A 24,682-nucleotide genomic window follows, 5' to 3' on the forward strand; every position below is an offset into this window, starting at 1 on the left:
GGTCGTGGGGTGGTCGCAACTGCCGGGTCGTCGGATAGCGGCCGGTGCGGGGGCAAAGGGCACGGCCGCCGGGTAGCCGCAGGCGCCGGTCGTGGTCGCAATTGTCGCGTCCTCGGGCAAGCCGTCCCGCCGGTGCACGGGGTGCGGCCGCCGCAAGGGGGTCAGGGCACGGCGGTGAAGAGTTCGTAGGCGATGCCGTCCGGGTCGAGGACGTAGACGCCGCGGCCGCCGGACAGGTGGTTGATCTGGTGGTCGATGACGTGTGGGGCGGAGCTCCACTGGAGGCCGGTTCGTTCGGCGTACGCGAGCGCGGCGTCGAAGACGGCGTCGTCGACGAGGAACGCGTAGTGGCCCGGGCGGGCGCCGGACCGGTCGTCGAAGTCGAGGGTGAGGTCGGCGTTCACGCGTACAGGGGCGAAAGGGCCGGCGGGAGGGGCCGCCTCTACGCCGAGAAGGTCGGCGAGCAGCTGCGCGGCACGGTGGCGGTCGGCGACCGGGACGATGGTGTGGTTCAGCACGATGGTCATGACGCTCCTGAAGGACGGTCCGAGGAAGACGCGGGCGGAGAAGACGGAGAAGGCGACGAAGCCAGGCGGACCAGATAGGCTGCGAACCGGCGGGCGTCCGCCGCGGGCCAGTCGGCGACCAGCCGCGCGAACGTCTGCTCCTGCCACGCCCGAGCCCCCGCGAGAAGGTCCTCGCCGGCAGGTGTCAGGTCGAGCCACGTCCGCCTGGCGTCCTGGGGCGACACGGTCCTCGTGACCAGGCCGGCGGCGACGGTCGCGGCCAGCATCCGGCTCGCGTTGGAGCGGTCCAGGCCGAGCTCGACCGCCACCGCGCCGATCTGTGCGGGCCGGCCCGCGGCGGAGATCGCCTCCAGCACCAGGATGTGCGTGACGTCGCCGCCCTCGTCGTGGGTGATGCCGGCCGCCCACCGCCGCGACCAGAACCGGACCAGCCGGAACAGCGCCGGCCCGCCACCCGAATCAATTTCTGTGCGCATCGCACAGATATTACGTGCGATCCGCACGCAGTCGCAAGGGAGGACCGAATGCGTCCACAGTGGACAGATCTGCCGGAGGCCGTGCGGAAGACAGTCGAAGCGCTGGTGGGAGGTGCCGGCCGTGTCGACGCGTGCCCGGACGGGTTCTCGCCCGGGTTCGCGGTGCGGTTGACGCGCGCGGACGGGCAACGCCGGTTCGTGAAAGGGATCGACGCCGGCGCCTGGCCGCACGAGGTCGACGCGTACCGGACCGAGGCGAGGATCGGCGAAGCCCTGCCGCCGGCGGTGCCCGCGCCGCGGCTGCGTGGCGTGCACGACGACGGCCACTGGTGCGTGCTCGCCTTCGACGACGTCGACGGCCGGTCGCCGGGCCGCCCGTGGACGCCGCAGGACATCCGCCGGGTCGTCGGCGCGATCGGCGACCTGGCCCGGGCCGCCACCCCGTCGCCGGTCCCGCTCCCCACCAGCCATCCGCGGCTCGGCGGGTGGTCCGACCTTGCGTCTGACTCCTCACGATTGTCCGAATTGCGCCGGTACGACGAATGGGCCGCCGCCAACGTTCAGCGCCTCGCCGGGCTGGAGCGCAGTGGCCTCGAAGCGGCGCGCGGCGAGTCGCTCGTGCACGGCGACCTGTACCCGCACAACATCCTGCTGACCGGCGACCGGGTGGTGTTCGTCGACTGGCCGCACGCCCGCCGGGGCTCGCCCGTCATCGACCTGGTGGCGTTCCTGTCGAGCGTGGCCGCCGACGGCATCGACCCCGAGCCGTTCCTGCCCGTCGGTACGCCGGAAACCGCCACCACGGCGATCCTTGCCGCACACACCGGATTCCTGCTGGCGGGGGGCCTGGCAGAGCCGCTGCCCGGCCTCGAACGGATCACGGCGGAGAAGCTCCGCCTCGGACGGGGCGCGTTCAGGTGGCTGCGCACCCGCCTGTGAGTGGAAGTTTCACCGTCCGGCCCAGGTCCGGGACACCCCGCACGAACGGAACACCACGGCCGGTCATCGTGGCCCTACGCTGCGCGGCATGCTCCCACGCATCCTGGCGGCGCTGGCAACGGTGCTCACAGCGACAGCAGCGACAGCAGCGACAGCAGCGACAGCAGCGACAGCAGCGCCGGCACACGCCGGCGGGCAGCACACCAAGCCGGTGAACGGGTTCTCCAGACAAGGGCCGTGGAACACGAAACTGCCCCGGCACGTGCCGCTCGCCGCCAACTCCGCCGCGGTCGTGGAGAACATCCGCCTCGACAAGGTGAACAACTACGGCTCGTGGGCGGTGAACACCGACGAGTACTCCACGCCGATCTTCACGGTCGGCAGGGACACCCCGACGCAGCGGTGGACGTTCTCCGACTGCCTGAACCTGCCGCACCTTGCGCCGGTCATCGCCGACAGCCTCGCGGCGGTGCCGACCCCCGCGGACCTGATCGTGTCCAAGGGCACCGACGCCGCCGTGACGATCTACCAGCCGTCGACGGACACGTACTGGGACTTCTGGCGCGCCGAGCGGGACGCCGCCGGGCACTGGTCGGCGTGCTGGGGCGGGAAGATCGAGCACTACTCCCGCAACCCCGGCGTCTTCACCAACCCGCTCGGCGCGACCGCGACCGGCCTGCCGATGGGCGCGTTCACGATCCGCATCGACGAGCTGCGCCGCGGCAGGATCGACCACGCCGTCAACATCGCCACAGTCCGCACCCGCAAGGACTGCAACTCGTGGCCGGCGACCCGCAACGACGGCAACACCGAGGGCGCCGACATCCCGTGCGAGGGCCAGCGGTTCCGCCTCGACCCGGCGTTCGACATCAGCGTGGTGCGCAGCCCGGCCGCCCGCACGATCGCCCGCGCCATGCAGGAGTACGGCCTGATCATGACCGACAAGGCGGGCGCGCTCGTCACGTACGCCGAGGACCCGCGACCGTACATGGCGGCCAACGGCGGTGTCGACCCGTACTTCGCCCTCATGGACCCCGACGACATCGTCCCGGACGGCGCCGAGAAGTACTTGATCCTCGGCGACATCCCCGTCGAGCGGCTGCAGGCTCTCCCGTACGACTACGGCCGCCCCTGCTGACCGCGCTTGTTGCGGGCCCATCGACGATCCGGCATCATGACCGCATGATGATCAACCGGAAGGGCGGCCTCCGCCCGGCTCGATGAGCCCGCACGGGTGGCACCTGCCACCGCCCGACGACGACCGCCCCACCGTCCTCGCGCACGCACTGGCGCTGCGGGCCGCGCACGGCCCCGGCCCCTGGCCAGACGGCGGCGACCCACTCCCGGACCGGCAGGCGCGGCCGGCCGCACCGCTGATCTCCGACACGGTCCTCGAGGGCATCCGCTCCCAGCACATGACCCGGGCCGCCGCGCCCACCGCGAGCCCCGGCCTGGCCGACCTCATCGAGGCGGTCGTACGCCGCCCGCCGGAAGCCGGCGCTGTCCGGCGGTTGCGCGCCGCGGCGACGGCCGCGGGCTCCGACGACCTCGTCCGGCAGTTGCAGGGCCGGGACCTGCCCGCCGGACGCCTGCGCGAGCTGGCGCTGCATCTCGCGCGGCACGGGACCGGCCGGGACGAGGTCGCCACCGGCGTGATGCTGCTCGGCGTCAGCGGCGACCGGCGCGACCGCGACCTGCTGCTCCTGCTCGGCGCCCTCGACACCCTCACCCGCTACGCCGTGGCCGCGTTGCGCGGCTCGCAGCCCGACCCGGACCGCGCCGTGTACGAACTGGCCCGCCGGGTCGACGGCTGGGGACGCATCCACGCCGTGGAGCAGCTGCGCGGCACCGGCGACCCGGAGATCCGGGCGTGGCTGCTCCGCGACGGGTACCGCAACACGATCATGGATGAGTACCTCGCCCACCTCGCCGCCACCACCGGCGGCCTGCTGGACGCGCTGGCACCCGACGCGATCGACGAGCCGCTGCTGTCCGGCGCCGACGGGATTCTGCTCGCGCTGCTGCACGGCGGGCCGGCGGCCGACATCACCCACTACCCGGACGCGCCGCGGGTCATCGACCGGTACCTCACCCACGCCGGCAACCACCCGCCGGACCTGAGCCGGGTCGGGGTCGTCGGCACACTGAGCGACTTCATCGCCGGGCAGACGGTGCGGCCGTCGGGTTCAGGTCCGAAGGCGGACGCGGTGGCGTGGTCCGCCGCCGAGCGGGCCCGGCTCCGCGACGCCTGCGACGCCCTGACCGCCCGGCCCGCCTGGCGGGAACTGCTCGACCGGGCGCTGCACAGCGCCGACCCCAAGGAGTTCCAGCGGGCGATCTGGGTGGCCGAGAAGCTGCACGTGCCGATGGACGGCCTGCTCCGGGCGCACCTGCGCCGCGAGCCGTTCGACACCTACCTGTGGTTCTCGCTCGTCGACGGTACGAGCGACATCGACGGCGTGCTCGACCTCGCGGCCGAACTCCTCCCGCTGGCGGACCTCGCCACCGGGCCCACCCTCGACCTCGGGCTCGGCAGCGACCGGCCCGAGCACGTCCTCGACATCGTCGTCAGCCGCCTCGACGCGCACCCCGGCAAGGGCTGGCCCCTGATCGCGGCGGCCCTGGCCAACGCGACGGTCCGCAACCGCAACATGGCCGTGCGGGCGCTGGACGCCTGGCCCGCCGGGACCCCGGCCGCGGCGGAGGCCGTCGCCGCCGCGGCGCGCGTCGAACCGGACCCCGGGATCGACCGGCGGATGCGGGCGCTGCTGCGCAAGTGGGGGATGTAGCCGGGGCAGGCCGACAGCGAGGGACCGGGCGGCCCGGTCCCTCGCTGCGAGGGAGGTCAGCGGGGGTGGCCCAGGAAGGCGCGGCCGGCCTGGCGCTGCTGCTCGGCGAGCAGGAACGCGGCGAACTCGGCACGCTGCTCGTCGGTCATCGTGTCCTTGGGGATCGTGAGCGACTGGACCTTGCCGAGCAGCATGTACCAGGCGTCCGGTGTCTCGACGACGCTGTCCACGCCCGCCCAGCGGTAGCGGGACTCGACGAGCGGGTACACGACGCCGACCCACTCGTCGGTGAGCGTCATCTGGAAGCCGTCCTTGATGACGTGCGACTGCATGCGCACGGCCCGGCTCGCGGTGAGCGGGCCGATCACGGTGCCGATCAGGACGCCCAGGACGAGCGTCATGACGATCAGCTCGAGCGGGCCGCCGGTCGCGATCAACAGCACGCCGAGCGCGAGGAGGATGCCGCCCATGATGCGCATCCGGCGGACCTGCGGGCGCATCACGACCGTGATCGTGCGGCGCAGGCGCCGCTCGTCGTAGGGCACCCACATGGTGATCTGCATCGGCGCATCGTAGGTGATCTGTACTGGACCTGAAGTCCCGGTGAGGTCCTACGATCGTCTGCATGGCCGCCATTCGGGGAGATCGCAGGACCTTCTACCAGCTGCTCGTCAACACGCTGCTCGTGTCGGTGGTCAACTTCACGGTGTGGTTCGCGATCACGTTCTACGTGTACCTGGAGACGCGGTCGGTGTTCGCGACCGGGCTCGTGTCCGGCATCTTCCTGGTCATGACGGCCGTGACCGGGATCTGGTTCGGCAGTCTCGTCGACCATCACAGCAAGACGACGATGATGCAGGTGTCGGCAGTCGCATCGTTCCTGCTGTACGCGGCCGCGTTCGGTGTCTACCAGACGGTGCCGCGGGAGGAGTTCAAGGACCCGGCGAGTGTGCCGCTGTGGGTGATGATCGTGCTGCTCATGTTCGGCGTCATCGCCGGCAACATCCGCACGATCGCGTTGCCGACGATGGTGACGGCGCTCATCGAGGAGGGCGACCGCGACCGGGCCAACGGGCTCGTCGGCACGACGTCGGGGGTGTCGTTCCTGGTGACGTCGGTGATCAGCGGCTTCCTGGTGGCGATCGGCGGCATGTTCTGGGTCCTCGTCATGGCCCTCGCGGTGCTGGCCGCGGCGGTCGTGCACATGTCGCTCCTGCGCGTGGTCCCGGCGGCCGTGGCGACGGCCGAGGACGGCGAGGAGCCGCGGCGCAGCGTCGACCTCAAGGGCACCATGCGCGTCGTGGGTGAGGTGCCCGGCCTGACCGCGCTCATCCTGTTCTCGACGTTCAACAACTTCCTCGGCGGCGTCTACATGGCGCTCATGGACGCGTACGGGCTGTCGCTCGTCGACGTGCGGACGTGGGGGCTGCTGTGGGGCGCGCTGAGCGCCGGGCTCATCGTCGGCGGCCTGTGCGTCGCCCGGACCGGCCTCGGCAGCCGCCCGGTCCGCCTGCTCCTGCTGGTCAACGTCGTGCTGTGGACCGTCACCGTGCTGTTCCCGGCCAGGTCGTCGATCGTCCTGCTGGGCGCGGGGATGCTCGTGTACATGGTGCTCGTCCCCTACGCGGAGGCCGCCGAGCAGACGATCCTGCAGAAGGTGGTCCCGTACGAGCGGCAGGGGCGCGTGTTCGGCTTCGCCCAGAGCGTCGAACAGGCCGCGTCGCCGCTGACCGCGTTCCTGATCGCGCCGGTCGCCCAGTTCGTGTTCATCCCGCTGATGACCGACGGCGCCGGCGCCCGCCTGATCGGCGACTGGTTCGGCACCGGCGCCGACCGAGGCCTGGCGCTCGTGTTCGTCCTGACGGGGTTCGTCGGCCTGGCCGCCAGCGTCGTCGCGTTGCGCAGCCGCCCGTACCGCCGGCTCAGCGACCACTTCACGGCGACCCCCGCGCCGTTGGTGGAGAAGGTCACCGAACCGTCCTGACAAAGACCACCCGCAACGCTGGCGTTCGTACACGTGTACGAATAACGTCTACGTTGGTCGGTCGTTGGTCCTTGGAAGGGTGGTTCGCCGATGCCTCGCAAAGACCTCACCGATCTCGTCCGCGCGGTGCTGCGGCGCTCGGCGCCAGGCGACGGGTTCGCGGTGCGCATCGACTGGCCGGGCTACGGTCCGGTCCTCGTCTGCCACGACTTCACGCAGTTCAGCCCGACCCTGGAGCGCGCGCTGCGACGGGCGGCCAGCACCGAGCGCTACTGGTCCCGCGGGCCGTTCCAGCCCCTCGCCGTCACGGTGGTCCCGATCGACCACGCGGCGTTCCTCGCCCACCCGCGCGAGTGCCCGTCGACGGACTGCCCGACGACCGCGCCCCTGCTCGGCATCGAGGGCAAGGACCTGACGAAGCGCCCCTGAAGCCGGGCCGCCAAAGAAGCGGCCCGGCAACGGAGCCCCCCCAGAGCTCAGGACGGGGGGTCGCAGTGCCAGATCAGCAGCCGGCGGTCCCCGGTCGCGCCGGTGACGGTGCGGCCGTCGTCGCTGATCGAGCGCGCGCCGGCACCGGATCCGGCGGGCAGCGGCCGCACGCCCGGCGGCAGCGGCAGCCGCTGGACGATGCCACCGGGGGAGAGCCGGACCGGCTCGCGCAGGTCGCCGCCGATGGTGATCGACCAGCCGTTCGGGGTGCCGTCGGCGATGTCGGACGGGGCGCCCTCCATCACGAACGCGGAGTCGCCCGCCGCGGAGGAGAGGAACCAGCGGACCGGCACGACCCGGTTGCCGCCGGTGACCGCCGCCCAGCCGTACGCGAAGGTGCCACGCACCGTCACGGCCTCGGCGCCCTCGTAGCCGGCCGGCAGCGGCAGCAGCGCCGGGCTGCCCTCGTGCACCCAGCGGACCGCCGCCCCACGGACCACGCCGACGACGACGCCGTCGTCGGACACGCCGCTGGCGTGCGAGCCGCCGGTGCCCGGCGTGCCGAACCCGGGCGGCACCGGCAGCGCGACGACGGTGCCGGGGCGGTCCGCCGGCCACAGGACCGGGACGTTGTCGTCGCCGGCCTCGCCCGAGGCGTACCCGACGACGTCGCCGCGGGCGTTGAGGGCGGTCGGCGTCGTGTACGGGTACCCGGCGAGCTTCGGCAGCATCGTCTTCGCGCCGTCGCGGTAGGTCCACGCCAGCTGTTGGCTCGAACTGACGACGTCGTCGTAGCCGGCGATCACCCCGTCGACGTTGACCGCCACCACCTCGCCGGTCGCGCCGGGGTAGGCCACGGCCTGCCCGTCCGTGATCCGGGACGCGATCCCCCCGACGGAACCGACGACGTAACGACCCGAGGGGTCGACCACCGGGATGCCGGGAGCGCCCGGGACCTGGATCGTGTCGACCGCGCACGCCGCGAACGGCGGGTCCTGCGGCCCATGCGCGGCGGGCGCGCCGCGGTGCTCGTCCGGTGCCGCGGCGCCGAGCGCGTAGGCGGTGCCGCCGGCGACGACCAGCGCGGCCGCCGCACCGGCCAGGATCGCGCCACGCCGGGCGGCCTGGCGGCGGCCGGTGGCGATGGCCAGCCCGACGTCGGCGGTCGTCGGTGGCACCTCGACCGCCAGCAGCAGGTCACGGAGCTCGTCATCTGTGGTCATCGCAGTGTTCCCATCGTCTTGGCCGGAGCGGGCGCAGGCGTCAGCGCGGCCCGCAGCACGGCGAGGCCCCTGGAGGACTGGCTCTTGACGGTGCCGGCGGAGCAGCCGAGCGTCTCGGCGACCTCCTCGACCGGCCGGTCGAGGAGGAACCGGAGCACGATCACGGCGCGCTGCCGCTGCGGCAGACTGCGCAGCGCGGCGATGAGCACGCCCCGGTCGTCGGCGGCGTCATACGGCCGGTCGGCGCCGGGCCGCTCGTCGTCGGCGTGCGGCAGCAGCCGCACCCGTGACCACAGCCGCCGCTTCTCGTCGATGTAGGTGCGCACCAGCATCCGGTGCACGTACGCGTCGAGGTTCTCGGCGCCGCTGGCCCGCCGCCAGTGCCGGTACAGCTTCGTGATGGTGACCTGCACGACGTCGTCGGCACGGTCCTGGTCCCCGCCGCACAGCAGATATGCGGCGCGATGGAGCGCTGTCAGCCGCGCCGACACGTACGTCGTGTAGTCGGCCTCGCTGTCGCCGCGCATCCGGGCTCCTCCCTGTCGCCTTCACCCCGTCCGACGGGGGCGGACGCGGCGGAGGTTGAGCGGTCCGCGGAAATCAGCCGGAGCGCAGCGCGTCCTCCACGCCGGTCTCGTGCTGCCCGAGGTAGACGGGGTCGCGGCCGGACGCCACGTCGTAGACGACCTTGACGCAGGCCGGGTACTCGCGGCGGGCGTTGGCCCGCCACACGGACTTGAACTTGCTGACGCTGTCGTCGCCGACCCCGGCGGCGTCCAGGCCGAGCCGGCGGCACAGCATGACCGCGCGGGGCAGGTGGAACGACTGCGTCACCACGGTCACCTGGGTGACGCCGAAGACGCGCTTCGCGCGGGCGCACGTGTCGTAGGTGTCGAAGCCGGCGTAGTCCCGGACGATCTTCCGGTCGGGCACGCCGTGCTCCATCAGCCAGGCGCGCATCGCGGTGGGCTCGTCGTAGTCGTGGTGCATGTTGTCGCCGGAGACGAGCAGCACCTTGACCTTCCCGGTCTCGAGCAGCCGTCGGGCGAGCTCCAGCCGCGCCTCCAGGAACGGCGAGGGGGTCCCGTCGGCGTACACCTGAGCGCCGAACACCAGCGCGACCGGCGCGACCGGCACCGTCTGCTCGGTGTACAGGTGGCCGTCGGCGGACGAACGGACCCAGAGCACGCTGCCGACGATGAGCAGCAGCACGCTGTGCAGGCCGGCGGCGGCGAGCATCGCCAGGCCACGGACGGTGCGCCACTGCCACCAGCGCCGGCGCGCCGGCGCCGCCGCCCCGACCGGAGGCGCCGGCTTCGAAGGCATGGCCCCGAGCCTGACACCCGCCGTCAAGCCCGGTCACGACGCGTCCGGCAGCCCCGCGCTCGCCCGCCAGTCCGCGACCCTGACCAGCATCTCCAGGTATGCGAGGACGAACGGCCCGTGCCGGTCGCGCAGCCCGGCCGCCGTCGCCGGCCACCCGACCGTCGGGTCGCCCGCCAGGACGCCGGCGGGCTGCCCGAGCAGCGCCGGCACGGCGACGGCCAGGCCGGCGCCGACGTCCCCGGGCGGCGGCACGTGCAGGCGGAGGTTGCCGTGGTGCGCCAGGACCAGGTAGCGGACGAGATCGGGGTCGTCGACGCCGTCGAGCAGCCCGCGCATCGGCCCGTCGAGCAGCAGCAGCGACCCGAACTCGTGCCGGTAGGCGACGTCGTCGCGGAACCGCAGCGGCGCGTCGATCCCCGACTTCGCCCACGGCCGGCCCGCGGTGATCCACGCCGGCTCCGGGTCGCCGGCCAGGCAGCACAGCGCGTCCTGCCACGTCGGGTGCGCCTTGCCGAGGTCGTGCGTGAACCCGGCGGTGACGGCGGCGTGCGCCGCGCCCGGCGGCAGGTCCGGGCCGAGGGTGCTCAGCAGCGCCCGGACCTGGTCACGGACGTCGGCGCTGTGCTGGTCGAGCGACAGCCACCCGGTGCCCGGACCGGTGCCCGGACCGACCGGCCGCGGGACCGGGTCCACGTCGGGCGCCGGGTCCACCGGCCCGCCCGGGGACGCGTCGAGGCCGCCGTCGTGCGCGGCCACGAGGACCGTCTCCCCGGGCCGCAGCGGCGAGTCCGCCGTCACCCGGGCCCAGCCGCCGTCGGCGTGGTCGAACCACCAGACGGCGACCCGGCCGGCGAAGGCCCGGACGGCGCGGGACGGCACCGGGGTCCGCCACCGCTGCTCCGGCGGCCGGACCTCCGGCACGGGCCGTCCCGAGCCGTCGGCCGGGGTCCACCGCGCCCACGCGACCTGCACGTCGAAGTCGCCGGTCTCGGAGAGGTACGGCGTCACGTCGACCTCGGCCGTCGTGTCGAACAGGGCGAGGAGGTCCGCCCGCGACAGCGACAGCGACAGCGACGGCGACAGCGACGGCGACAGCGACGGCGACAGCGACGGCGGCGCGGCGGCGGGAGCCGGCGACACGCAGGTGAGCGACAGCGGCTCGGCGGTCGGCCACGGCCCGTCCGGTGCGGCGAACGACAGCAGCCGCAGCAGGGTGGCGGTCGCGGTGGGGGACCGGTGCGGCTCGGCGACGATCCAGTGCGCGCCGTTGGTGACGAGGGCGAAGTCGATCGGCCACGCCCCCGGGAACAGTCCGTAGCCGCGGTTGAGTGCCTTGCTGGCGAGCGCGTCGGCGGATCCGATCACCACCGCGGGCCGGTGCGGGTGCAGGCGCCACCGCCGGTCAGCCTCGCCGGCGCCGCCCATCACCACGTGCACGCTGACCTCGCCGGTCAGGTCGAGCGCGTCGAGCCACCGCGCGACGTCCCCGGCGACCGGTTCCAGCGGGACCCCGTGCGGCAGCGCGAGCAGCAGCCGGCGCGGCGCCAGCTCGTACAGACGCCGCCAAAGCCACACGAGCACCAGGTGCGACGGGTCAGGGACGGCCGGGACCGTGCCGGGCAGACCGTCGCGGGCGAGCCCGGCCAGCACCGGGTCCGGCGGGCCACCCGTCGCGCGCCGGAAGAACGCGTCGAACACCCGGCCGACCTTACCCGGCATCGAAATGCGTTGCCGGTGCGGCGGCGCCGGTGCTGCACTGTGCGCCGGAGGTGGACGTGCAACGTCAACAGCGGCCGGCGGGCGCCGGTCACGTCGGGGACCGCATGAAGCTGCACCGCAGGACGGTGTGGCTGGACGGTCGCGCGCGCACCGTCATCTCGCCGCGGGCCGGCACCGACTGCCGGTTCAGCACGAACTTCCACCACGGGACGTGGCACATCCTGGGCGACTGGCGCAGCGCGCGGCTGCTGGGCCGGCTGCTGTGGGGGCTGTCGTTCCAGCGGCGCCAGGACACCCTCGTGGTCATCGACCTGCCGCACATCGACCCGAACCCGTTCGACGCCGCCCCCGGCGACCCGATCGTGCTCATGCCGTCGGACCTGACCGGCATGAGCACCCGCGCGTTCCGGGACCTGCGGCGTCAGCTGCCGCTGCGCGGCGCGCCCGAGGGCACCGTCCGCTGGCACACGCACGGCCTCGACCCGGTGGCGGCGGAGCGGGCGATCCCTTGGTATGAGCGGACGCGCAGCGTGGAGTCGCCGCCGTTCGTGCCGGCGCGGAGACCGCGGACGCAGATCGGCCGGGTCGGCGGGCTGCTCGCGCTGACCGCGTCCGCGCCCGACCTGCGCGCCTACGCCCCCGGCGTCTACCTGCTCGGCCAGAACGCGCACCGGGGCATGGACTACCTGGAGCTGGAGTGGCCGGAGGGCGAGGTGCAGGTGTTCAACGACTACCGGCACCGCGTGTCGGCGGCCCGGGCCGCCCGGCGCGAGCTGATCGCCGAGGGCAACGACCCGGCCGGCGCGCGGTTCGACGAGCTGGTCTGGGACCGCGGCGACGACGTGCGCCGCCGCGCCCTGCGGCCGATCGCCTCGGTGGGGGAGCGCTCTCCGAGGGATTGACAGGCGTGCGCAGGCACCCCGACGACACCGCCGTCTACCTGGACGCCGCCACCCTCTACGGCATCCTGTTCCGCGAGTCGCCCCGCCCGCTCAGCAACCTGTACGCCGCCGCCGCGACCGCCACCTCGATGCGCGACGTCGCCGCCACGGCGATCGGTTACTGACCGTTCGCCACACGGGCGGCCGGGCTTTGCCGGGCCGCCCGCCGGGCGCGTTATCGTGTCGCGGTGACGGGGATGCTGCTGTGTGCGCACCGGGCGGGCAACAACCTGGCGGAGCTGCGGGACGCGCTCGACGCCGGGGTCGACCTCGTCGAGGCCGACGTCAGGCTGTACCGGGGTGCCCTGGAGATGCGGCACGCCAAGGCGCTCGGGCCGCAGCTGCTGTGGGAGCCGTGGCGGGACGTGGCGCGCCGCCGCGACACGCCGGTGCCGCTGCTGGCCGAGGTGCTCGCGACGGCGGCGGGGGACCCGCGGCTGATGCTGGACCTGAAGGGGCCGTTCCTCGGGGTGGCGCCGGCGACCGCGGCCGCGCTGCGGGAGGCCGCGCCCGGGGCGCCGGTGGCGGTGTGCTCCAGGCAGTGGCGGATGCTGGACGCGTTCGAGGACCAGCCGCACGTACGGCGGGTCTACTCGGCGGGCAACAAGCGCGAGCTGGCCAAGGCGCGGCTGCTGGTGCGCCGGCAGCGGGTCGCCGGGCTGTCCATCCGGCTCAGCCTGCTCACCCCGCAGGTCGTCGAGGAGCTGCACCAGCACTGCGACCTGGTCATGGTGTGGTCGGTCGACACCGAGAGCGACCTGGCCCGGGCCCGCGAGCTCGGCGTCTCCGGCATCATCAGCAAGAACCTGCCGATGCTGCGGGCCATCGCCGGTGATCAGCCTGGAGATCAGCCCGGAGATCAGCCCGGTGACGGCCCGGCGACGAACGTCCGGGCCTCCACGACGTAGGACAGGTCGGGCTGGACGCGGACCCACTCGCGCATCGGCCGGCCCGGGCGCGGCGAGCACGGCCGGCCGGCCCCGCCCGCGACGAGCTCCGCGACCCGGGCCGCCGGCAGCTTCAGGATCAGGTCGTCGCCGGCGACGAAGGCGTAGCAGCGCCCGCCGGCCCGCAGCGCCGGGGAACCCAGCATCCGGCCGATCTCGTCGCTGGGGTACCGGCGCAGCGCCGCCGCCAGGATGTCGGACATGTCAGGCCATCCCGCGCAGCTCGGCGAGGCGTTGCTCGCGGTGGCGGCGCTCCACGTCGGTGACGGTGCCGGCGAGGGACGAGGTGAGGGCCTCGACCGCCTCCGCGTGGCGGCCGGCCCGGGCGAGCAGGTCGGCGCGCACCGCGTGCCAGCGCGGATCCGGCGGCAGGTCCGCGAGCAGGGCGAGGCCGGCCGCCGGACCCGACGCCTCCGCGGCGGCGACGGCCCGGGCCAGCCCCGCCGCGGGGTTCGGGGCGACCGACATGAGCAGGTCGTACAGGCGCAGGATCTCCGGCCAGTCGGTGCCGTCGTAAGAGGCGGCGCGGGCGTGCTCCGCGGCGATCGCCGCCTGCAGCTGATACGGGTCGGCGCGCCGCTGCGACGCCTCCAGCGACGCGTTGAGCAGCGCGATCCCGCGGGCGATCGCCGCCGCGTCCCATTGCGTGCGGTCCTGGCAGTCGAGGGTGACCACGGCGCCGGAGGCGTCGAGGCGGGCGGGCCGGCGGGCCTCGGTGAGCAGCAGCAGCGCGAGGACGGCGGCGGGCGCGGGCTGGCCGGGGAGCAGCGCGTGCAGCAGCTCGGCGAGCCGGACCGCCTCGCGGCAGGCGTCCACGTCATAGGTGGCGTGCCCCGACGTGTACAGGCTGTGGATCACGCCGCACACCGCGGGGAGCCGCGCCGGGAGCTCCGAGGGCGCCGGCACCCGGTAGGGGATGTGCGCGGCGGCGATCTTCTGCCGGGCGCGGGTGAGCCGTTTCTCCGTCGCCGCCTCGGTACTGAGCAGCAGCCCCGCGATCTGCGCGGGCGACAGGCCGCACAGCGTCCGCAGCGCGAGGGCGACCTGCGTCGGGGGCGACAGCGCCGGATGGCAGCAGGTGAAGATGAGCCGGAGCAGGTCGTCGTGCACGACCTCGTCGGGCGGCAGGTCGGCGCGGGCCAGCTCGATCATCCGGGTGCCTTCCTCCTCCTTGCCGCGGCGGGCCTGCTCGCGGCGCAGGATGTCGATGGCCTTGCGGCGGGCGGTGACGGTGAGCCACGCGCGGGGCTGCGGCGGCACCCCGGTCACCGGCCACGCCCCGAGGGCCGCGAGGGCCGCCTCCTGCACGGCGTCCTCGGCGATCTGGACGTCGCCGACGGTCCGGATCAGGGTCGCGAGGATCCGCGCCCCTTCCACCCGGACCGTCTCGGCGACGGTGTCGTGCACGCCGCCTACCTGGCGGCGATGACCGGGCGGACCTCGACGGCGCCGCCCCACGCCGCCGGGATCTGCGCGGCGATCGCGACGGCCTCGTCCAGGTCGGCGGCCTCGATCAGGTAGTAGCCGGTCAGGGCCTCCTTCGTCTCCGCGTACGGGCCGTCGGTCGTGACGACCTTCCCGCCGCGGGCGCCCTCCACCCGGACCACGGTGGCCGTCGCCGTCGGGTGCAGGACGGCGCTCGCCCGGAGGCTGCCGGCGTTGTCGACCGCGAACTGCCGGTACTCGGCGAGCTCGGCCGCCTGCTCCGGCGCCCACCAGTCGACGTCGGCGGTGTAGGTCAGTGCGAGGTACTGCGGCATCGGACCGCTCCTTCCATCTCGGGAACTCAACCATGGAACGATCGGCACCCGCCGGGAAAGGACATCAGGACCCGGTGATTGCCGGATGAGAATTTGATTTGGCAGAAAGTTCTTACCTGGCTCCCAGGAAGCACCGTTACGTTGGTTGCATGCGCCGCGAGGAGGCACCACGCGACCTTGAGGTCGAGTTCGATGTCCCGGCCCAGGGCGACGTCCTCGCCCAAGGTGACGACGCCCCGCCGCGCCCGCCCCGGCAGTGGCCGAAGTTGCCCGCCCCCCGCAGGAACGTGCTGCTCGCCGCCGTGGTCCTGCTCGCGCTGGCATTGACCGCCTACGTCGCGTTCCAGGCCGGCGGCGGCGGAGCCGAGACGGCGAAGCCGCGCCCGTCGGCGTCGCCCTCGCCGTCGGCGTCCGGGCCGCCCACGATCGCGCAGGTCTACGCGGCCGTCGCCCCGTCGGTCGTCACCATCCAGGCCATGAACGGCGAGGCCGTCACCGCGACCGGCACCGGCGTCGTCGCCAGCGCGCAGGGGATCATCCTGACCGCGTTCCACGTCGTCGAGGGCGCCGCCGGCATCCAGGTCATCTTCGCCGACGGCACCAAGACCCCGGCGAAGGTCGCCCAGTCCGACCCGGCCCTCGACATCGCCGCGCTCGCCCCCGAAGGGCTGCCGGACGTGCTGGTCCCCGCCGTCATCGGCAACTCCGAGCGGCTCGCCGTCGGCAACACCGTCATCGCGATCGGCAACCAGCTCGGGCTCACCAGCAGCGCCACCGCCGGCGTCGTGTCCGGCCTGCAACGCACCGCGACCAACCCCGACGGCACCAAGCTCACCGGCCTCATCCAGTTCGACGCGGCCGTGAACCCCGGCAGCTCCGGCGGCCCGCTCCTCAACGCCAAGGGCGAGACGATCGCGATCGTCGTGGCCCTCGCCAACCCGACCTCCGCCGGCACGTTCGTCGGCGTCGGCTTCGCCGTGCCGATCGGCGCCGCCCTCGGCGCGGGTGGCGGAGACCAGGCACCACAGCAGTAAGCACCCGCTCGCAGACGTAAGGACGATACGTGGACACACCATCCGAAAGCGGCATCACCAGCGCGGTCGAGCAGGTCCTGTACGAGGTCAAGAAGACCATCGTCGGGCAGGACGCGCTCCTGGAGCGGCTCATGGTCGCCCTGCTGTCGCGCGGGCACATCCTCGTCGAGGGCGTCCCCGGCCTGGCCAAGACCCTCGCCGTGAAGGCGCTCGCGTCGGCGATCGGCGGGCAGTTCCACCGCGTCCAGTTCACCCCCGACCTGGTGCCCGCCGACATCGTCGGCACCCGCGTGTACCACCAGGTCAGCGGCCAGTTCCAGGTGTCGCTCGGACCCGTGTTCACCAACCTGCTGCTCGCCGACGAGATCAACCGGGCGCCGGCGAAGGTGCAGAGCGCGCTGCTGGAGGTCATGCAGGAGCAGCAGGTGACGATCGGCCGGGAGACGCACCACATCCCGCGGCCGTTCCTGGTCATGGCCACCCAGAACCCGATCGAGTCCGAGGGCACGTATCCGCTGCCCGAGGCGCAGGTCGACCGGTTCATGATGAAGGTCGTCGTCGGCTACCCGAGCCCGACGGAGGAGTTCGTCATCGTCGAGCGGGCCATCTCCCCGGCGCCGCTGCTGCAGGCGATCGTCGACCCCACCCGGCTGATCGAGATGCAGGGCGAGGTCGAGCAGGTCTACGTCGACCCGGCGCTCATCGAGTACTCCGTCCGCCTCGCCAACGCGACCCGCCGGCCCGAGGAGGTCGGGCAGGGCGACCTCGCGCGGTACATCAGCTTCGGCGCCAGCCCGCGCGCCTCGATCAACCTGGTCCTCGCCGCGCGCGCCCTCGCGTTCATCCGCGGCCGCGACTACGTCATCCCACGCGACCTGACCGAGCTCGCCCTCGACGTGTTCCGGCACCGGCTCGTGCTGTCCTACGAGGCGCTGTCCGACGACATCACCGCCGACACGATCCTCACCCGGGTCATGGCGGCGCTGCCGGTGCCGGCGCCGGTGCGCAGCGGAAGCCGCTGACCGTGACGAGCGCACCCGACCGGCTGCTGCGGCGCCTGGAGTGGCAGGTGATCCGAAGACTCGACGGGCAGTTGCTGGGCTCCTACCGCACGGTCTTCCGCGGTTCCGGCATCGACTTCGCCGACCTGCGCGAGTACACGCACGAGGACGACGTCCGCCACATCGACTGGAACGTCACCGCGCGCCTGGACGAGCCCTACGTGCGCCAGTACACCGAGGACCGCGAGCTCACCGCCTGGCTGGTCCTCGACCTGTCGGCCTCGATGCGCTTCGGCACCTCCGGCGGCAAGGACGGCCTGCTCACCGAGCTGGCGGTCTGCCTCGCGCGGCTCTTCACGCAGGGCGGCAACCGGATCGGCGCCGTCCTCTACGACAACGGGCTGCAGCGGGTCGTCCCGCCGCGCACCGGCCGCAACCACGTCCTGCGGCTGGCCCACGAGATCTCCCGGGCTGCTTCGGCCGTCGGGGACAAACCGGGCGCCGCCACCGACGTCGACGGGATGCTGCGCCTCGCCGCGTCGCAGGCCCGCCGCCGGTCCCTGGTCTTCGTCATCTCCGACTTCATCAGCGGCGACGCCGTCAACTGGGAGTCGTCGCTGACGCGGCTCACCCACCGGCACGAGGTCGTCGCGATCCGGGTCGTCGACCCGATGGAGCTGGACCTGCCCGACCTCGGCCTGGTCCTCGTCGAGGACGCCGAGACCGGGGAGCAGGTCCTCGTCGACACCAGCGACCCGCTCTTCCAGCAGCGGCTGCGCGAGCAGGTCGACGGCCGCGAGGCCGCGGTCGCGGCGGCGATGCGCCGGGCGCGCGTGACCCCGCACCTCGTCACCACCGACCAGGACCCGCTCCTCGCCCTGGTCGACATGGTCCGCTGGTCGAAGCGGCGCCGCTCATGAGCTTTCAGAACCCTTGGCTGCTGGTTGCCGGAGTGGTTGTCGCTCTTGCGGTGTTCGTGGCGTACTGGTGGCTGCAGCGGCAGCGCAGCCTCGCGCTCTCTTCGGCTGGACTTGCCACGGCGAAGAAGGACGGGCTCCGCCGCCACCTGCCGCCCGTGCTGTTTCTCGTCGCGCTGACCCTGCTGCTGCTCTCCGTCGCCCGTCCCCAGGCCGAGCTGCCGGTCGCCCGCGCCGCCGGGACCGTGATCCTCGCGTTCGACGTGTCCAACAGCATGGGCGCCGACGACGTCGCACCCACCAGGCTCGCCGCCGCACAGGCCGCCGCGATCGAGTTCGCCGACGCGCAGCCCGACAGCGTCAGCATCGGCGTCGTCGCGTTCGACGAGGGCGCGCTCACCACCCAGCAGCCGTCCGAGGACCGGGCCGCGACGACCGCCGCCATCAAACGCCTCCGGGTCAACGGCGGCACCTCCCTCGGCCAGGCGATCCTCGCCTCCCTCACGGTCATCGCCGGCAAGCCCGCCACCCTCCCGGAGGACGGCCAGCCCGCGCCGGACCTCGGGTACTGGGGCAACGCCACCATCGTGCTGCTCTCCGACGGCGAGAACACCGGCGGACCCGACGCCGTCGCCGCGGCCCAGCTCGCCGCGACCGCGGGCGTCCACATCGAGACCGTGGGCGTCGGCACCGTCGACGGCACCACCGTCGAGGTCGACGGCTTCCAGGTCGCGACATCCCTGGACGAGGAGCTGCTCACCGAGGTCGCGAAGACCACCACCGGCAGCTACCACCGCGCCGAGAACGCCGAGGCCCTCCACGACGTGTACGAGTCGCTGGACCTCCGGCTCACCGTGCAGACGAAGCCGGTCGAGCTGACCGGCGCCGCCGCGGCGCTCGCCGTGCTGCTGCTCACCATCGGGGGAGTACTGATGACCACCTGGTTCGGACGGATCCTCTGATGTCGCTGCACTGGCCGTGGGCCCTCGTCGCGCTGCTGGCGTTTCCGCTGCTCCTCGCGGTCCGCTGGTGGACCCGCCGCCGTCGCCGCCGCGCCGCGGTCCGGCTGCCGAGCGTGGGGCTGATCAGGGCGGCGCTGCCCGGCCGTACATCATGGAAACGCCGGATCCCGCTGTGGCTCTTCGCCGCTGGACTGCTCGTCACCGGCACCGCCGCAGCCCGGCCGGAGGCCTCCGTCGTCGTGCCGGACAGCGCCGCGACGATCATCCTGGCGATGGACGTGTCAGGCTCGATGTGCTCCACCGACGTCTCACCCAACCGGCTCACCGCCGCGCAGAAGGCGGCCCGGGAGTTCATCAAGGAGCACGACGGCAACCAGAAGATCGGCCTGGTCGCGTTCTCCGGCATCGCCGGGCTGATCGTGCCGCCGACCACCGACACCAGGCAGCTCCTCGACGCCATCGACGGCCTGCGCACCGCCCGCGGCACCGCGATCGGCCTGGCCATCCTCACCTCCATCGACGCGATCGCCGAGATCAACCCCGACGTCCCACCGACCGGCGTCGAGGTCCCCGACGACGGCGTCGCCACCGGCGAGTACGAGCCCGACACCATCGTCGTGCTCACCGACGGCCGCAACACCGACGGCGTCGACCCGATGACCGCCGCGGCCGCCGCCGAGGCCCGCCGCCTGCGCGTCTACACGATCGGCTTCGGCACCTCCGTCCCCTCCCCGATGGTCTGCTCCAGCGACCAGATCAGCAGCGGCGGCGGCCAGTTCCGCGGCGGCCCCGGCCCCGGCGGCCAGTTCGGCGGCCGCGGCCGCTTCCAGGACATGGACGAGGGCACCCTCACGAAGGTCGCCGAGACCACCGGCGGCAAGTACTTCAAGGCCGAGGACGCCGAAGCCCTCGGCGACGTGCTCCGCGACCTGCCCAGCCAGGTCACCCTCCAGCGCAAGAAGACCGAGCTGACGTCGTGGTTCGCCCTCGCCGGCGCCCTGCTGGTCCTGCTCGCCGTCGCGCTGTCCCAGTGGTGGAACCGCGTGCGGCCACCCGCGGCTTCGGCCGTCAGCCGCCGCTGAACCGCTCCGGCGGCGCACTTGATCGCCGCGGCTACCTTGACCGGCATGACCGCCCGGCCCGCCCCGGCGCCATTCACCTGGCGCCGGGCACCCCTGTCCATGCTGCTGCTCGCGCTCATGCTGCTGTGGCTGCTGAGCCCGATGATCTGGCTCTACGCCATCGGCCAGATCGGTCCCGACTCCAACGTCGACCCGACCCCCGAGCAGTCCCGCGCGCTGCGCGTCGCGCACTGGACGACGTTCTCCTACGTCCTCATCGCCCCGATGGTCGTGCTCTCCGTCTCCTGGTGGACGAGGCGCCGCGTGGTGCTGATCCTGACCCTGGCGGAGCTCGCCCTCGGCGCCCTGGCCGTGGCCGCCCTGCTGCTGATGTCGACCTGACGACGCCTTGACCGGGCCGGGTTGGTTCGTCGCCGCTGACCGGTCAGTGCCGGCTGGCGGCGAGCAGGTCGTCACCGGCCGTGACGGTGTGTCCCAGTCCTGCGCCGGCCGCGGTGCCCGGCGACGAGCGCACTCAGACGGATGCCCCCGATGGTTCCTGGCCTCGCGCCTTGAGCTGCCGTAGGCGGCGCCACCAGGACCAGCACCAGCACCAGGGCCGGGTGAGGACGAGGCCGAGGACGAAGACGGCCACGGAAATGGCGAGGGTCATGGCGTCGTCCTTCCAGCTCTGGGCGCCGGCCAGCGGATAGATCACGGTTGGGCTTCCGGTGTCGCGGGCGGGGAGCGTGTCCCCGACCTTGGCGCCGGGCGGCAGTCCTCCGGACAACCCCGTGTCCCGGCGCACCACGGTGCCGTCGTCGCTGACGAAGTCGCCGACCCATCCGCATCGTTGCCGTGGTGGATCCCAGCGGTCGCAGGGCCGGGGGTCGGTGAGGGTGAAGGTGCCCGTCACCCCGGCGCCCTGTGCCGCCCGCCAGGCCGGCACCGTCGTGATGGCCGCACCCGCGGTGCCGACGCCGCCGAGCAGCAGCGCCAAGATGCCGAGGACCAGCAGCTTGACCCGCGTGTTCGTGGCGATCGCCCGCATGCGCCATCGTAACTTGGTCACGTCGCGGGGCGGGTGCAGACCTCCTTCGGGATCGTGTACCGGTTCGTCGCCGCTGCTTGCGTCCGTGGCCCTGCTCGCCGCGGACTCGTGCCACAACGGGTGGGGGCCGCTGCTGCTGCGGGTGGCGTTCCCGCCCGGGTGGCAGGAGCGGCCGCTCACCGGCAACCAGCGGGAGTTCCTGCGCCGGCTGGTCGGCAACGACTCCGTCTGGGGCGGCGGGGCGACGGATACGCCGTCGCGCTTCGCCGGGGTCGGGCTGCCCCAGGACCGGGAGGCCTACCGGACCCTGATCGGGATCGGGATCGGGGTGCGGGCGGGTCGTGACGGGGTCGGCGGGGTGGCCTAGGCTCCGGCCGTGCGGGTGATGATCCATGACGAGACGGCCGGCGGGCGGGTCGTCGGGGCGCTGGAGCTGGACGTTGCCGGGCCGGTGCGGCTGCGGGAGCTGATCCGGCTGCGGGTGCGGGAGGAGGTCGCGCGGTACAACGCGCGGCCGGTCGAGCGGTTCCACGGGCTGGTCCGGCCGACGGCGGCCGAGGCGGATCTCAACGGGTACCTGATGCCCACGCCGGCGCGGATCGACTGGGAGCGGCAGGCGGACGCGGCGGAGGCCGCCTTCGAGCGGAACGGGTTCTTCGTGCTCGTCGGGGACCGGCAGGTGGAGGATCTCGACGAGGAGCTGACGCTCGACGAGGCGTCCCGCGTGGTGTTCATCCGCCTCGTGCAGCTGGTCGGCGGATGACCGCCGCCGAAGCCCTCGCCGGACACCAGGCCCGGGCCGCGCAGGTGCTCCCCAACCCCGCCGGGCTGAACGCCGACGCGGTCGAGGACGTGCGGCGGCGCGTGCTGCCCTCCCTCGACGACGAGCACGTCCGGTCCGTCACGGTCGCGCTCGTCGAGCGGGCGGCGGCCAACTACGGGTGGGGAGCGTGGGCGCCCGGCCGCCTCCTTCCCGACCTGGAGGCCCGCCGGCCGGCGTGGACGGTGACCGACGTCGGGCTGCTGTTCGACCTCGTCCGGCAGGCGTCCAGCAGGTCGGCAGAGGCCGTGCTCCGGGTCGCCGTGGGCGCCGCCGAAGGACTGGATGCGGCCGGCCGGGCCCAGCTCGTGGAGCGCTTCTGGGAGGCGCAGGCGATCGACGCGCCCACCGCGGCTCGGGCGGAGCTGGTGCGGCGGCTGATGCTGCTCGCGGACACCACCGGCAGCGGCGTGCCCGACTGGGCGGGGCGGATCCGACTCGGCGACGGCTGGAGCCGGGCCGCGGTCGCGCTGCTGCGGTCCGCGCCGGCCGGCACCGACGACCTCGGCCCGCTGCTCGACCACGCGCTCACCCTGACGTCCGGCCCGCGGCCGACGAAGGCGTGGGTACAGCGCGCCGCCGAGCTGCTGGACGGCCGGGCCGGGCTGCTCGAACTGCTGCACCGCCTGCTGCATCTCGCCCACAATTGCCGGCCCGAGCCGGTCGAGCAGGACTACGCGACGTTCCACCTGCGGCTCAGCCGGGACAACGCCGACCTGCTGCGAGGGCTGCTGTGGGCGGCGCAGGTGTCCGGCGAGGAGTGGCTGGTGCACGTCGTGCTGGCGCTGGAGCCGACGCTGCACGAGCCGAAGCCGCTCAACGCCTGCTACGCGGTGCTGGGCCGGCGCGGCGACGCCGACGCGATCGCCGCGCTCGTGCGGATGCAGCGCGGCACCCGGCACCGCGGGAAGCTCAAGCAGATCGCGGCCGCGCTGGACGAGGCCGCTGCCGCCGCCGGGATCAGCCGCTCGGAGCTCACTGAGCTGACGATCCCCGACTGCGGCCTCGACCGGCGGCGGCAGCGGCGCATCGGAGCCGCGCTCATCGAGGTCGACGAGCGGGCCCGGGTCCGCGTGACCTGGGACGACGGCGCGGACAGGACCGATGCGGAGGTACGCCGCGCCACCGCCGACCTGAAGAAGGCCCTCGCCGACGAGCGCGCCCGCCTCGAGGACCTGCTCGTCGAGGACCGCGACTGGCCCTTTGCGGTGTGGCGGCAGCGGTACGCCGAGCACCCGGTCACGGGCAGCCTCGCCACCCGCCTGCTGTGGACGGTCAGCGACGGGGCCCACCGGTACACCGGCCTGCCGGACGCGGACGGCGGGTTCACCCTGCCCGGCGGGGAAAAGCCGGGCGACGCGGCGCGGGTGCGGCTGTGGCACCCGGTGGACGCCGATGCGGAGGAGGTCCGCGCCTGGCGCGCGCACATCCTCGACCACGAGCTGGCGCAGCCGTTCAAGCAGGCATTCCGGGAGGTGTACCTGCTGACCCCCGCCGAGGAGGAGACCCGCCTCCACTCCAACCGGTTCGCGGCGCACATCCTGCGGTACCAGCAGGCCTACGCGCTCATGAAGGAGCGCCGGTGGGGCAGCAACTACCTCGGCGGCTGGGACGGCGGCTATGACGGCGAGGCGAAGCGGGAGTTCGCCGCGGCCGGCCTGACGGCCGTCTTCCACCACGAGCAGGCCGTCGACGGTGGCGGCGACCCCGTGCAGTTCTGTTCGACCGACCGGGTCCGGTTCGAGCGGGGGCGTGGCCGGGCGCGGCAGGACGTCCCGCTGGCGGAGGTCCCGGGACGGGTCTTCAGCGAGGCGATGCGCGACGTCGACCTGTTCGTCGGGGTCACCTCCATCGCCACCGACCCGACCTGGGCCGACCACCGCACCGACGACGCCCGGTTCGGCTACTGGCAGGCGTTCGCGTTCGGCGAGCTGACGGCCAACGGCCAGGTCCGCCGGCAGGTCCTGGAGCACCTGCTGCCGCGGCTGAAGATCCGCGACCGGGCCCGGCTCGACGGCCACTACCTCGTCGTCGACGGCCGCCGCCACACGTACCGCATCCACATCGGCAGCGGCAACATCCTCATGTCCCCGAACGACCGCTACCTGTGCATCGTGCCGGCCGGCGCCGGCAAGACCCCGGGGGTGCGCTTCATCCCCTTCGAGGGCGACGCCATGCTGTCGATCGTGCTGTCGAAGGCCATGCTGCTGGCCGACGACCACAAGATCACCGATCCGTCGATCCTGCGCCAGCTCGACTAGGCGACCGGGGTGAGCAGGACGATCGGGATCTCGCGGTCGGTCTTCTGGGCGTACTCGTCGTACAGCGGGAAGATGCCCGCCATCTGGATCCAGAGCGGGGCGCGCTCGGCCGGGGACGCGACGCGGGCGCGGGCGGTGAACCGGCGGGTGCCGACCTGCACCCCGACGCTCGGGTCCGCCTCGAGGTTCTTGAACCACGCCGGGTCGTCGTCGGCGCCGCCCTTGGAGGCGACGACGACGAAGTCGTCCCCCGTGGTGCCGTAGATCAGGCAGTTGCGGCGCGGCTCGCCGGTCCGGCGGCCGGTCGTGGCGAGCACGAGGGTGAGCACGCCGTTCGACTCGTGCCCTTCGGTGCCGCCGGAGGCCAGGTACTTGCGGGTGTGCTCGGCGACCCAGTCCCACTTCGAGTCGGTGGCGCGGTCGAGGTCTTCGGCGACAGCCATGTCGGGCGGTCCTTTCTGATGCGGACGGTACCGGTTGTTCCTACCCCATGGACGGAGCCGGCAACACGTTCT

The 24,682-nt window shown here is 73.5% G+C and carries 29 protein-coding genes; 17 read left to right on the forward strand and 12 right to left on the reverse strand.

Annotation, left to right across the window (positions count from 1 at the left end):
- Positions 1-161: 161 nt before the first annotated feature.
- Both ABD332_RS03120 and ABD332_RS03125 read right to left on the reverse strand, forming a co-directional pair.
- Positions 162-527 carry a VOC family protein gene (locus tag ABD332_RS03120; protein ID WP_344499266.1) on the reverse strand — a complete coding sequence of 122 codons (366 nt, stop codon included), beginning with the start codon at positions 525-527 and terminating at the stop codon, positions 162-164.
- Entirely contained in the window at positions 524-1,003 is a 480-nt protein-coding gene (locus ABD332_RS03125; protein WP_344499268.1) for a MarR family winged helix-turn-helix transcriptional regulator, read from the reverse strand. Before ABD332_RS03125 ends, ABD332_RS03120 begins: the two co-directional genes overlap by 4 nt.
- Positions 1,004-1,051: 48 nt before the next feature.
- Between ABD332_RS03125 and ABD332_RS03130 the strand changes: the two genes are divergently transcribed.
- The 3 genes from ABD332_RS03130 (at position 1,052) to ABD332_RS03140 (ending at position 4,731) form a co-directional block, all read left to right on the forward strand.
- Positions 1,052-1,942, forward strand: coding sequence for a phosphotransferase (locus ABD332_RS03130; protein ID WP_344499270.1), 891 nt, complete (start codon positions 1,052-1,054; stop codon positions 1,940-1,942).
- Between the two features lie 211 nt (positions 1,943-2,153).
- The gene (locus ABD332_RS03135; protein WP_344499273.1) at positions 2,154-3,080 is read left to right on the forward strand and encodes a hypothetical protein; all 927 of its coding nucleotides are present in this window, start codon (positions 2,154-2,156) and stop codon (positions 3,078-3,080) included.
- Positions 3,081-3,162: 82 nt separating this feature from the next.
- Entirely contained in the window at positions 3,163-4,731 is a 1,569-nt protein-coding gene (locus ABD332_RS03140) for a hypothetical protein (RefSeq protein ID WP_344499275.1), read from the forward strand.
- A 56-nt stretch (positions 4,732-4,787) separates the two neighbouring features.
- Here the strand turns inward: ABD332_RS03140 and ABD332_RS03145 are convergent, their stop codons facing one another.
- A complete protein-coding gene (locus ABD332_RS03145; protein ID WP_344499277.1) occupies positions 4,788-5,294 on the reverse strand; it encodes a YcxB family protein in 507 nt (168 codons plus the stop codon).
- Between the two features lie 62 nt (positions 5,295-5,356).
- Between ABD332_RS03145 and ABD332_RS03150 the strand changes: the two genes are divergently transcribed.
- Positions 5,357-6,715 carry an MFS transporter gene (locus ABD332_RS03150; RefSeq protein ID WP_344499279.1) on the forward strand — a complete coding sequence of 453 codons (1,359 nt, stop codon included), beginning with the start codon at positions 5,357-5,359 and terminating at the stop codon, positions 6,713-6,715.
- 90 nt (positions 6,716-6,805) lie between these two features.
- Positions 6,806-7,144 (forward strand): hypothetical protein, encoded by a 339-nt coding sequence (locus ABD332_RS03155; protein ID WP_344499281.1) that lies wholly within the window; start codon positions 6,806-6,808, stop codon positions 7,142-7,144.
- A gap of 47 nt (positions 7,145-7,191) precedes the next feature.
- On the opposite strand, the gene ABD332_RS03160 is transcribed toward ABD332_RS03155, so the two are convergent.
- From ABD332_RS03160 to ABD332_RS03175, 4 genes are all read right to left on the reverse strand, one after another.
- On the reverse strand, positions 7,192-8,367 hold the full coding sequence (locus ABD332_RS03160; protein ID WP_344499283.1) for a hypothetical protein: 1,176 nt from the start codon (positions 8,365-8,367) through the stop codon (positions 7,192-7,194).
- Positions 8,364-8,894, reverse strand: a complete 531-nt coding sequence (locus ABD332_RS03165; protein ID WP_344499285.1) for a SigE family RNA polymerase sigma factor — start codon at positions 8,892-8,894, stop codon at positions 8,364-8,366. The genes ABD332_RS03160 and ABD332_RS03165 overlap by 4 nt, the downstream gene beginning before the upstream one ends.
- 73 nt (positions 8,895-8,967) lie before the next feature.
- Positions 8,968-9,693: a SanA/YdcF family protein gene (locus ABD332_RS03170; protein ID WP_344499287.1), complete on the reverse strand. Its 726-nt coding sequence runs from the start codon at positions 9,691-9,693 to the stop codon at positions 8,968-8,970.
- A gap of 33 nt (positions 9,694-9,726) precedes the next feature.
- Entirely contained in the window at positions 9,727-11,412 is a 1,686-nt protein-coding gene (locus ABD332_RS03175; RefSeq protein WP_344499289.1) for an HD domain-containing protein, read from the reverse strand.
- Positions 11,413-11,468: 56 nt separating this feature from the next.
- Between ABD332_RS03175 and ABD332_RS03180 the strand changes: the two genes are divergently transcribed.
- The 3 genes from ABD332_RS03180 (at position 11,469) to ABD332_RS03190 (ending at position 13,261) form a co-directional block, all read left to right on the forward strand.
- A complete protein-coding gene (locus ABD332_RS03180; protein WP_344499291.1) occupies positions 11,469-12,314 on the forward strand; it encodes a hypothetical protein in 846 nt (281 codons plus the stop codon).
- A 5-nt stretch (positions 12,315-12,319) separates the two neighbouring features.
- On the forward strand, positions 12,320-12,478 hold the full coding sequence (locus ABD332_RS03185) for a hypothetical protein (protein ID WP_344499293.1): 159 nt from the start codon (positions 12,320-12,322) through the stop codon (positions 12,476-12,478).
- Positions 12,479-12,550: 72 nt separating this feature from the next.
- Positions 12,551-13,261: a glycerophosphodiester phosphodiesterase gene (locus ABD332_RS03190; protein ID WP_344500698.1), complete on the forward strand. Its 711-nt coding sequence runs from the start codon at positions 12,551-12,553 to the stop codon at positions 13,259-13,261.
- Here ABD332_RS03190 and ABD332_RS03195 read toward each other — a convergent pair.
- The 3 genes from ABD332_RS03195 to ABD332_RS03205 are packed head-to-tail and all read right to left on the reverse strand — an operon-like array spanning position 13,213 to position 15,060.
- Entirely contained in the window at positions 13,213-13,503 is a 291-nt protein-coding gene (locus tag ABD332_RS03195) for a hypothetical protein (protein WP_344499295.1), read from the reverse strand. The genes ABD332_RS03190 and ABD332_RS03195 overlap by 49 nt on opposite strands.
- Before the next feature lies 1 nt (position 13,504).
- Positions 13,505-14,707 carry an RNA polymerase sigma factor gene (locus ABD332_RS03200; RefSeq protein ID WP_344499297.1) on the reverse strand — a complete coding sequence of 401 codons (1,203 nt, stop codon included), beginning with the start codon at positions 14,705-14,707 and terminating at the stop codon, positions 13,505-13,507.
- Positions 14,708-14,712: 5 nt separating this feature from the next.
- Positions 14,713-15,060 (reverse strand): YciI family protein, encoded by a 348-nt coding sequence (locus ABD332_RS03205; RefSeq protein WP_344499299.1) that lies wholly within the window; start codon positions 15,058-15,060, stop codon positions 14,713-14,715.
- Positions 15,061-15,209: 149 nt separating this feature from the next.
- On the opposite strand from ABD332_RS03205, the gene ABD332_RS03210 reads away from it, so the two are divergent.
- The 6 genes from ABD332_RS03210 to ABD332_RS03235 are packed head-to-tail and all read left to right on the forward strand — an operon-like array spanning position 15,210 to position 20,437.
- Positions 15,210-16,094, forward strand: coding sequence for a S1C family serine protease (locus ABD332_RS03210; protein WP_344499301.1), 885 nt, complete (start codon positions 15,210-15,212; stop codon positions 16,092-16,094).
- Between the two features lie 29 nt (positions 16,095-16,123).
- Positions 16,124-17,116, forward strand: coding sequence for an AAA family ATPase (locus ABD332_RS03215; RefSeq protein WP_344499303.1), 993 nt, complete (start codon positions 16,124-16,126; stop codon positions 17,114-17,116).
- Positions 17,117-17,118: 2 nt separating this feature from the next.
- Complete coding sequence (locus ABD332_RS03220) at positions 17,119-18,015, forward strand: DUF58 domain-containing protein (RefSeq protein WP_344499305.1); 897 nt, start codon at positions 17,119-17,121, stop codon at positions 18,013-18,015.
- Positions 18,016-18,047: 32 nt separating this feature from the next.
- Positions 18,048-18,974 carry a VWA domain-containing protein gene (locus tag ABD332_RS03225; protein WP_344499307.1) on the forward strand — a complete coding sequence of 309 codons (927 nt, stop codon included), beginning with the start codon at positions 18,048-18,050 and terminating at the stop codon, positions 18,972-18,974.
- Positions 18,974-20,056 (forward strand): vWA domain-containing protein, encoded by a 1,083-nt coding sequence (locus ABD332_RS03230; protein ID WP_344499309.1) that lies wholly within the window; start codon positions 18,974-18,976, stop codon positions 20,054-20,056. Before ABD332_RS03225 ends, ABD332_RS03230 begins: the two co-directional genes overlap by 1 nt.
- Positions 20,057-20,101: 45 nt before the next feature.
- Positions 20,102-20,437, forward strand: coding sequence for a hypothetical protein (locus tag ABD332_RS03235; protein WP_344499311.1), 336 nt, complete (start codon positions 20,102-20,104; stop codon positions 20,435-20,437).
- 133 nt (positions 20,438-20,570) lie between these two features.
- Here the strand turns inward: ABD332_RS03235 and ABD332_RS03240 are convergent, their stop codons facing one another.
- Positions 20,571-21,086: a hypothetical protein gene (locus ABD332_RS03240; protein ID WP_344499313.1), complete on the reverse strand. Its 516-nt coding sequence runs from the start codon at positions 21,084-21,086 to the stop codon at positions 20,571-20,573.
- Positions 21,087-21,171: 85 nt separating this feature from the next.
- On the opposite strand from ABD332_RS03240, the gene ABD332_RS03245 reads away from it, so the two are divergent.
- From ABD332_RS03245 to ABD332_RS03255, 3 genes are read left to right on the forward strand one after another with little or no spacing between them, the layout of a single operon-like run.
- On the forward strand, positions 21,172-21,453 hold the full coding sequence (locus ABD332_RS03245) for a hypothetical protein (protein WP_344499315.1): 282 nt from the start codon (positions 21,172-21,174) through the stop codon (positions 21,451-21,453).
- An 18-nt stretch (positions 21,454-21,471) separates the two neighbouring features.
- Positions 21,472-21,849 (forward strand): hypothetical protein, encoded by a 378-nt coding sequence (locus ABD332_RS03250; protein WP_344500699.1) that lies wholly within the window; start codon positions 21,472-21,474, stop codon positions 21,847-21,849.
- Positions 21,846-24,167 carry a DUF4132 domain-containing protein gene (locus tag ABD332_RS03255; protein WP_344499317.1) on the forward strand — a complete coding sequence of 774 codons (2,322 nt, stop codon included), beginning with the start codon at positions 21,846-21,848 and terminating at the stop codon, positions 24,165-24,167. The genes ABD332_RS03250 and ABD332_RS03255 overlap by 4 nt, the downstream gene beginning before the upstream one ends.
- Here the strand turns inward: ABD332_RS03255 and ABD332_RS03260 are convergent.
- Positions 24,164-24,610, reverse strand: coding sequence for a nitroreductase family deazaflavin-dependent oxidoreductase (locus tag ABD332_RS03260; RefSeq protein ID WP_344499318.1), 447 nt, complete (start codon positions 24,608-24,610; stop codon positions 24,164-24,166). The genes ABD332_RS03255 and ABD332_RS03260 overlap by 4 nt on opposite strands.
- Positions 24,611-24,682: the final 72 nt, after the last annotated feature.

Source organism: Dactylosporangium maewongense (assembly GCF_039531485.1).
Classification (GTDB): domain Bacteria; phylum Actinomycetota; class Actinomycetes; order Mycobacteriales; family Micromonosporaceae; genus Dactylosporangium; species Dactylosporangium maewongense.